At 45.7% G+C, this 322-nt stretch carries 1 protein-coding gene; it reads left to right on the top strand.

Translation table 11 applies throughout. The features are described from left to right. The coding region (locus Q4563_RS18170; protein ID WP_303605500.1) for a glycosyltransferase at positions 1–322 on the top strand (322 nt) is incomplete at both ends.

The raw sequence follows: 322 nt of genomic DNA, 5'->3' as shown, positions 1-322 counted from the left end.
CCCTGGTAGAGGGTGGACTCGTTCAAAAACGATTGGAGCAATGTAATACGCTGGCATCAGATACTGATATGCCAATGTTGTCTGTGGTGATTCCGGTGTATAAACCGGACCTGGAATTATTTCGTCGATGTGTGCAATCGGTGCTATCGCAGAGCTATCAGAAATTGGAGCTGTGTTTGGCAGATGATTGCTCTGGTTTGGATGAGTTGAAGGAAATGATGGTTGACCTTCAAAGCCAAGATAATCGGGTCAAAGTCGTTTTTCGGGAGCAAAATGGTCATATCTCTGTCGCAACCAATGATGCACTAGCATTGGCAACAGG

The organism is Gilvimarinus sp. 1_MG-2023, assembly GCF_030548285.1.
This window is presented reverse-complemented; position numbering and strand designations above follow the sequence as displayed.